Here is a 6,875-nt window from a genome sequence, read left to right as displayed (position 1 = left end):
ACATAGGCAGGAGCCAGCTCCACCTCACCCGGACCAGGCGGCACGGCGATCGCGGGAGCCGTGTCCAGGGAGCGGGCGGAAACGTAACGGACGGCAAGCGTCATCGTGATCCCAAGGTCCATTCCGTAAGAGTGAGGCGGTAGAAGGTGGTCGCGGTGCCCGCGAGAATCGCCGAGGTCTCGTCGGCGGAACATCCGTCGAGCAGTTCGTCCACCGTGGCGGCCCAGCGGTTCCAGCCGCCCGCGAGGTTCGCGACCGGCCAGTCGGAGCCGAACATCAACCGGTCGGGGCCGAAGGCCGAGAGCAGGACGTCCCACACGGGGCGGATGTCGTCGACGGTCCACCTGTCGTGGTCGGCCTCGGTGATCAGCCCCGACACCTTGCAGACCACATGCGGGTGTGCGGCCAGCAGACGCACCTGCCGTCCCCAGTCGGCCAGGTCACCGTCGGCGATCGGCGGCTTGCCCGCGTGGTCGAGCACCTGGGGCAGGTCCGGGAACCGCTCGGCCAGCCGGATCGCCTGGTCGAGCTGGTGGCTGCGGACCAGCACGTCGTAGCTGAGCCCGCGGTCCCGGGCCGCCGCCAACCCGCGTTCGACATCGGGGCGTTGCAGCCATTCCGGATCCGTCTCGCCCTGGACGAGATGACGCAGGGACCGCAGATATGTGCCGCCCGGCCCGGCGAGCAGTCGGTCCAGCACCTCGCCGATCGCCGGAGACGTCAGGTCGGCCCAGCCGACCACGGCCCCGATCAGCGGCTCCCGCTCCGCGAGCGCGAGCAGGTCCTCCGTCTCGGGCACGTCAGGTACGCACTGCACGGCCACCGTGCTGTGCAGACGGCGGCCCGCGATGAGTTGAGCGGCGGTGGTACGCAGGTCGTCGGGGGTGAAGGTGCGGCGGATCGTCGCCAGGGCGGGATCGTCGAGCCAGGGTTGCGGGCGCTGGTCGAGGTCCCACAGGTGGTGGTGGGCGTCGATGAGCGGGGAGGGGATCACTGGTGGTCCAAGTCGGGTCGGTCCACGTCGGGTTGGGCCAAGCGGTGTGGGGCGGGGTGTGTCAGGCGCTGCTGGTGTCACCAGGCGGGCCCAGATGCCAGATCTCGGGGAGCTCCGTCCACTGGCGGGAATCGCCCCGGTCGGGCCAGGGCTCCTGGCAGGGGTCGGTGAGCTTCCACCACTCCTGGGTCTCGGGGTCGGCTTCCAGGGCGGCCATGTCGGTCTCGAAGTCGTCGCCGTGGTACTCGAGGTAGGCGAACAGCACGTCGCCGTGGAGGTAGATGCTGTAGTTGCGGATGTTCGCCCGGTGCAGGGCGGCTTCGACGCCGGGCCAGACGGCCGAGTGGAGTTCGAGGTACTCCTCGCGGTGCTCGGGGCGGAGCCTGATGGTCTGGGCAATGCGCTTCATGCGGTTTCTCCCTCCGTGCCCGGGCCGGGCACGGAGGCCGGGGTGTCGAACGGTGTGCGGTAGCTGGGGGTGTTGGCGCGCAGCCGGAGGCGCAGGGTGAGCCGGATGCGGGTGGATGCGGGCAGCCGGACCGTCAGGAAGGTGCTGTCGCAGACCTGCTCCGTCTCGGTGACGACGGGCTCGGTGTGGCCGTAGTCGTACATGTCCCCGATCCAGCCGTCGTCCTGGCACGTGGTGTAGCGGACAGCGGTGATGGCATGCTCGGCGAAGGCACCGGCCTGGACGATCACCGTGTGCTCGGTCTCGGGGGAGAGGTTGACCAGTTCGACGGTGGTCGCCTTGGGGTCGATGGAGGTGACCAGTGCGGCCACGTCCTGCGGCAGGCCGGCACGGCGGGCCTCGGCGTCGTGGTAGCGCAGCCGGGCCTGCTGCAGGCCGCCGTTGTACAGCACCTGGGGGCCGCCCCAGGTCAGCTGGACGAGGGCCTCGGTGACGACGGGGTTTGACTGCTGCCAGACGTGGATGTCGGCCTCGGGCACGTCCAGGTCGCGGTAGCGGTCGATGCGCCGCAGGCGGTGGCGGACCTGGGCCTGGGCGGTGGCGAGGATCCGCTCGGGGTAGCCGGGGTCGTCGCCGGCGAGGAAGGCGAACCATGCCTTCTCGTGCCCGGACTCCTCCTTCGCGCGAAACGGCCGCAGGGTGCGCCAGTCGATGCCGTCGGCCTCACGCAGGTGCTCCAGCCGGGCGCGGTCGGCGTCGGAGGCCGTGTGGTGCCACAGGGCCACCGGGACCGGCGGGGTGGCCGGGTTGTAGTCGAACCAGCCCGAGTCCTTGTGCCGGAAGGGGAGATGGAGCGTGGGTGTGTTGATGTCGGGCCCGAGTTCGACCGCCCACTTGGAGGGGAGGCTGGAGTCCGCCTCGGCGTGGGGCATCACCTTGGCGTGGCCGATGAGGGTGTCGAGCGAGGTCGCGACCATGGAGAGGTAGTCGTCGTCCCCGGTGACCGTGGCCGCCGCGAGCGCCGCCACACAGGCCGCGTGACCCACGCTGTGCCAGCCGTGCGGCCACGACCAGCCGTAGTGGCCGCCGTACCAGCGGCCCTCCAACAGACTGCCGACGACGCCGTCCGGGCCGGCGTTGTCCGGGACGAGGCCGCCGTTGGCCTCGGTGCGCTCCCGCCACGCGCCGACGTACTCGACGATCCAGTCGCGGTAGCGCTCCTCGCCGGACACGATCCAGGCGTTGAGGACCAGCCCGGCCGCCGCGAGGTTGACCGCGGTGTCGCCGACACCCATCCGGTCGCGCATCTGCGCGCCGAGACGCGGGTCCGCGGAGAGCGGGTACGGGCCGCCGTCGGCCTCGGGGATCCAGTCGAGCGGGAAGCCGTACGTGTCCGCTTCCTTCTGCAGCCAGGGATAGACGTCACCGTCGAACAGGCCCGTGCGGTCGGGGTCGCTGCCGTTGTGCGCGCGGGTGATGACGCGGTGCTCGGAGTCGTAGTTGCCGTGGGCCGGGTCGACGTACAACTCGGCGAAGCGCAGGGCGCGCTCACGCCAGCGGTCGGGGGCGGCCATGCACAGGAAGTACAGCAGCAGCAGGCTCTCGCCCTGGTGGAACCAGTCGTAGCCGCGCTCGAACTCGTCGCGCAGCATGCCGAGTTCGGTGAGCTGCCGGGTCACGCCCTCCCAGTGCTGCTCGCTGGCGGGCAGCAGGTCGTCGGCGCCGCCGAGCAGGTACAGTTGGGGCCAGTTGAAGAACACCTCGTAGAAGTCGTCCACACCGTCGCGGGTGGTCAGCGGGCCGGTGTAGTTCAGGCGCCCGTCCGGGCCGGTGAAGTCGCGGGCGAAGCGCCGCCAGGCGTGGTCGAGGAGGTCGAACAGGGACCGCTGGGCCACGGCCCAGCCGGGTGGTTCGAGCAGCGGCACCGCCGCCTCGATCTCGGGTGGCGCGGCCGGATGATCGCGGGGGGCGTCCTCGTCGGAGGTGGGGTTGGCAGAGCTGTAGGGCATGGGGGATCTCCGTTCGAGTGGGCGGCGGGGCGGCGCACGCCCGGGGACTACGGCCGGGACGGGCCGCTATTCCTTGGTGGCGCCGGCGAGCATCCCGCTGACCAGGAAGCGCTGGGCGAAGAGAAAGACGATCAGGACGGGAGTGATGGCCACGAGCGTCGCCAGAGCCAGCTGCGGCCGCTCGATCGCGAGCGAGCCGACAGCCGGGTTGAAGGACGGCACATTGCTGAGCAGGGTTCCGACCCCCACCTGGATGGGCATCTGGCTGCTCTCGGGGAGCATCACGTACGGCAGGAAGTAGTTGGTCCAGTTCGCGACGAAACTGAAGAAGCCCACGAGTGCGATCACCGGGGTCGCCAGCGGCAGCGCGATGTGCCAGAAGACGCGGAACTCCGAACAGCCGTCCATCCGGGCCGCTGCCAGCAGGTCCTTCGGTACGGCGGTGGTGAAGTAGATGTACGTCAGGTACACGCCGAAGGGGTAGAACGAGTACGGCAGGATGATCGACCACATGGTGCCGATCAGGTGCACCGCGTTGATCTCCAGGAACAGCGGGACCACCAGGGTGGCGTTCGGCATGAGCATTACGACCAGGGTCGCGATCAGCAGGCTGTGCCGGCCGCGGAACTCGGTCATGGCCAGGGCGTATCCCGCGGGTATGGCGACGGCGAGTGTGATGACCAGTGAGATCACCGCGTAGAGCGCGGAGTTGCCCAGCCACTGCATGACGGCGTCGTCCTGGAACGCGGTGAGCGCGTCCCAGTTGGCCTTCAGCGCGTGCCACGACCCGAAGGAAAGCGGGTTGTCGTGGACCAACTGCTGGTCGGTCTTGGTCGCCGCGAGGACCAGCCACACCACCGGCAGCACGAAGAAGACGAGGAACGCGGCCAGTACGGATCCGGTCAGCAGCCGGGAGGCCAGGTGCCCCGCGGACCGGCGGCGGTGCGGTGGCTGGTGGTGAGATCGGCTCATGAGAGGTGCTTCCCGTTCCCAGCTCGCCGTTGTGGCGACTCGACTGCCAGGGGTTTTAGTCGGCATCGAAGAACCCCGACCGTGCGACGAAGAGGGCGGCGGCCGACACACTGACGACCAGGAGCTCGACCGAGACCGCGGCGGCGCCGTTGATGTTGTTCATCTGGAAGGCGAAGTCGAACGTCAGCTGGTTCAGCGAGTAGTCGCGTCCGGCCACGCCCACACTGGCGAGGGAGAGCAGCTGCGGCTCGACGAAGAGCTGGGCGCCGCCCGCGAACGCCAGGATCACCATGTACACGATCCACTTGCGGAGCATCGGGATCTGGATGTGCCAGGCGGTCTGCCAGGCGCCCGCGCCATCGATGCGCGCGGCTTCCATGACGTCCGTGGGGATGTTGTTGAGCGCGCCGTACATGACGACGATCCAGCCGCCCGCGCCGGTCCAGAACGCGATGACCGTGAACAGCACGGGCAGGTTGCCCGGCGCGATCACCTCACCGAAGGTGTGGAACCCGAGCGCGCCCAGCAGCGAACTGACCGGGCTCACGGTCGGGTCGAGCATGAACAGCCACACCAGCACACTCGCGGCTCCGGCGAGCGCTCCCGGGATGTAGTAGAGGAAGCGCAGTGCCCTGCTCGCCGGGCCGGAGGCCAGGCGGTGCAGCAGCAGCGCCAGGGCCACCACGAACACTGCCAGGGACAGCAGCCAGAAGACGAGGTAGACGGCGACATGGCCCACGGCGTCCAGGAAGCGGAAGTCCTGCGCCGTGGAGACGAAGTTGGCGAAGCCGGTGATCCTGCCCCCGGCGTCGGTGAAGGCGAAGTAGATCGCGTACGCGGTCGGAAGGACGCCGAAGGCGATCAGCAGGACCACGTACGCGGCGACGAAGGCCATACCGGCCCGGCTCTGCCGTGCGGTGCCGCGAGGGCGCCGGGTGGCAGAGCCGGCCGGGGAGTGGGTGAGGGTCACTGGGAGACCTTGTATCCGTCGGCCTTGGCGTACTTGACGATGGAGTCCTGCCAGGCCGGCAGCATCGAGACGATGCTCTTGCCCTGTGTCAGGCCGGGCTTGACGGTGGCGGCCCAGATCGCCTCCTGGCTGAACTGGCCCGAACCCCAGCCGTTCCACACCTGGGAGGAGGCGTCCTTCAGGGCGCTCAGGTCGCTGGCGAAGTAGCCGGAGGCATCCTGCCCCTTCAGCCAGTTCTCCGCCGCCGGCGCGTACGCGGGGAAGCCCGGCGCCTTCTCTCCCTGGTAGGCGTTGTCGGTGGTGACCCACTTCAGGAAGTCGGTGGCGGCCTTGATGTGCGTGGAGTGCTGGGACAGCAGCCAGGTGCCGCCGCCGACGTTGCCGGTGGACGGCGAGGTCTCTCCCTGCCACTGGGGGATGGGCGCGGCCGCGATCTGCTTGGCCGGCGTCTTGAAGGTGCCCTCGAACAGCGCGCCGCCGTACCAGGCCGGGCCGGGCATGAGCAGCACCTTGTCGGCCTTGTTCTTGCCGAAGTCGGTGCTGAAGACGCCGCTGATGGACATGGACTTGTTCTTGATCAGCACGTCCATCAGCTTGGCCATCTTGGTGCAGGCCTCGCTGGAGGTGTTCACCGACACCGACTTGGGGCCGGTGATGTGGTTGGCGCCGCACTTGCTCGCCCACAGGTAGATCTCGGGGGTGAAGGAGTCGCCCGCGTCGCCCACCAGGTAGCCCGGGTGCTCCTTGGCCACCTTCTCGCCGAGCTTCTGGTACTCCTGCCACGTCGTGGGCACCGTGTAGCCGAACTTCTTCAGCAGGGGGGCGTTGTACCAGAGCACCGCCTGGGAGAGGTCGTTGCGCAGACAGTAGACGGTGCCGCCCACCGTGCAGACGTCGTTGGCCCCGCTCGCGAACTTCCCCAAGGACGCCGAGGGGATCAGGCCCTTGTTGAGCGGGGCAGCGAAGTTCTGGTCGACCGCCCAGGTCACCTCGTTGTTCTGGGAGCTGAACACGACGTCCGGCCAGCCCTTGCCGGTGCGGTTGAACAACTGGACCTTGGTCTGGAGGTAGTTCGAGCCGTTGGCGTCGCCGTCGTAGGTGACGATGTCCATCTTCACGTCCGGGTGCTGCTGCTGGTACAACTTCGCGGCCTCCACACGGGTCGCGTCCACCCAGACGGTCAACGCACCGTCCTTCTGCGGCGCCTGGGCGAAGCCGTCCTTGTTCGTCGTCCCCGTGGCGCCGCCGCCGCAGGCAGTCAGGGTCAGGGCCGCGGTGGCCGCGCAGCCGGCCAGCAACGCCGCACGCCTCTTGCTGGACAGCCTCTCCCGGCCGGACGAAGGCTTGTTGACGGTCATGTGCGACTCCACTGGTTCACAGGGCGCCCTGAGCGGATGGACAGATGGCGCCAGGATGGGGCGACGCCGGGCCGTACCGGTCGGGCGTCTGTGACCGCGGACGGCCGTCCCGCTTGCCGTCGCGGAAGAAATTAGGCGCCTCATCGAGGATCACGTCAAGGGT

General features: G+C 69.1%; 6 protein-coding genes and 1 pseudogene. All 7 read right to left on the bottom strand.

Features of this window, described 5'->3' with window-relative positions; all coding sequences use genetic code 11:
- A pseudogene (locus ACFY0P_RS27040) lies at nucleotides 1-104 on the bottom strand (Zn-dependent alcohol dehydrogenase); the annotation flags it as partial.
- Complete coding sequence (locus ACFY0P_RS27035; RefSeq protein WP_388918152.1) at nucleotides 101-994, bottom strand: amidohydrolase family protein; 894 nt, start codon at nucleotides 992-994, stop codon at nucleotides 101-103. The pseudogene ACFY0P_RS27040 and the gene ACFY0P_RS27035, both read right to left, overlap by 4 nt.
- A gap of 61 nt (nucleotides 995-1,055) precedes the next feature.
- Nucleotides 1,056-1,403 (bottom strand): L-rhamnose mutarotase, encoded by a 348-nt coding sequence (locus ACFY0P_RS27030; protein ID WP_388918149.1) that lies wholly within the window; start codon nucleotides 1,401-1,403, stop codon nucleotides 1,056-1,058.
- A complete protein-coding gene (locus ACFY0P_RS27025; RefSeq protein ID WP_388918146.1) occupies nucleotides 1,400-3,412 on the bottom strand; it encodes a hypothetical protein in 2,013 nt (670 codons plus the stop codon). The genes ACFY0P_RS27030 and ACFY0P_RS27025 overlap by 4 nt, the downstream gene beginning before the upstream one ends.
- A 66-nt stretch (nucleotides 3,413-3,478) precedes the next feature.
- Nucleotides 3,479-4,384 carry a carbohydrate ABC transporter permease gene (locus tag ACFY0P_RS27020; RefSeq protein WP_388918143.1) on the bottom strand — a complete coding sequence of 302 codons (906 nt, stop codon included), beginning with the start codon at nucleotides 4,382-4,384 and terminating at the stop codon, nucleotides 3,479-3,481.
- 55 nt (nucleotides 4,385-4,439) lie between these two features.
- The gene (locus tag ACFY0P_RS27015) at nucleotides 4,440-5,354 is read right to left on the bottom strand and encodes a carbohydrate ABC transporter permease (protein WP_388918140.1); all 915 of its coding nucleotides are present in this window, start codon (nucleotides 5,352-5,354) and stop codon (nucleotides 4,440-4,442) included.
- Complete coding sequence (locus ACFY0P_RS27010; protein WP_388918137.1) at nucleotides 5,351-6,712, bottom strand: ABC transporter substrate-binding protein; 1,362 nt, start codon at nucleotides 6,710-6,712, stop codon at nucleotides 5,351-5,353. Before ACFY0P_RS27010 ends, ACFY0P_RS27015 begins: the two co-directional genes overlap by 4 nt.
- Between the last annotated feature and the right edge of the window lie 163 nt (nucleotides 6,713-6,875).

Origin of the sequence: Streptomyces sp. NPDC001714, from assembly GCF_042892755.1 — a bacterium.
Taxonomy (GTDB): domain Bacteria; phylum Actinomycetota; class Actinomycetes; order Streptomycetales; family Streptomycetaceae; genus Streptomyces.
The sequence above is the reverse complement of the archived record's forward strand: the minus strand, read 5'-3'. Positions and strand labels throughout refer to the sequence as shown.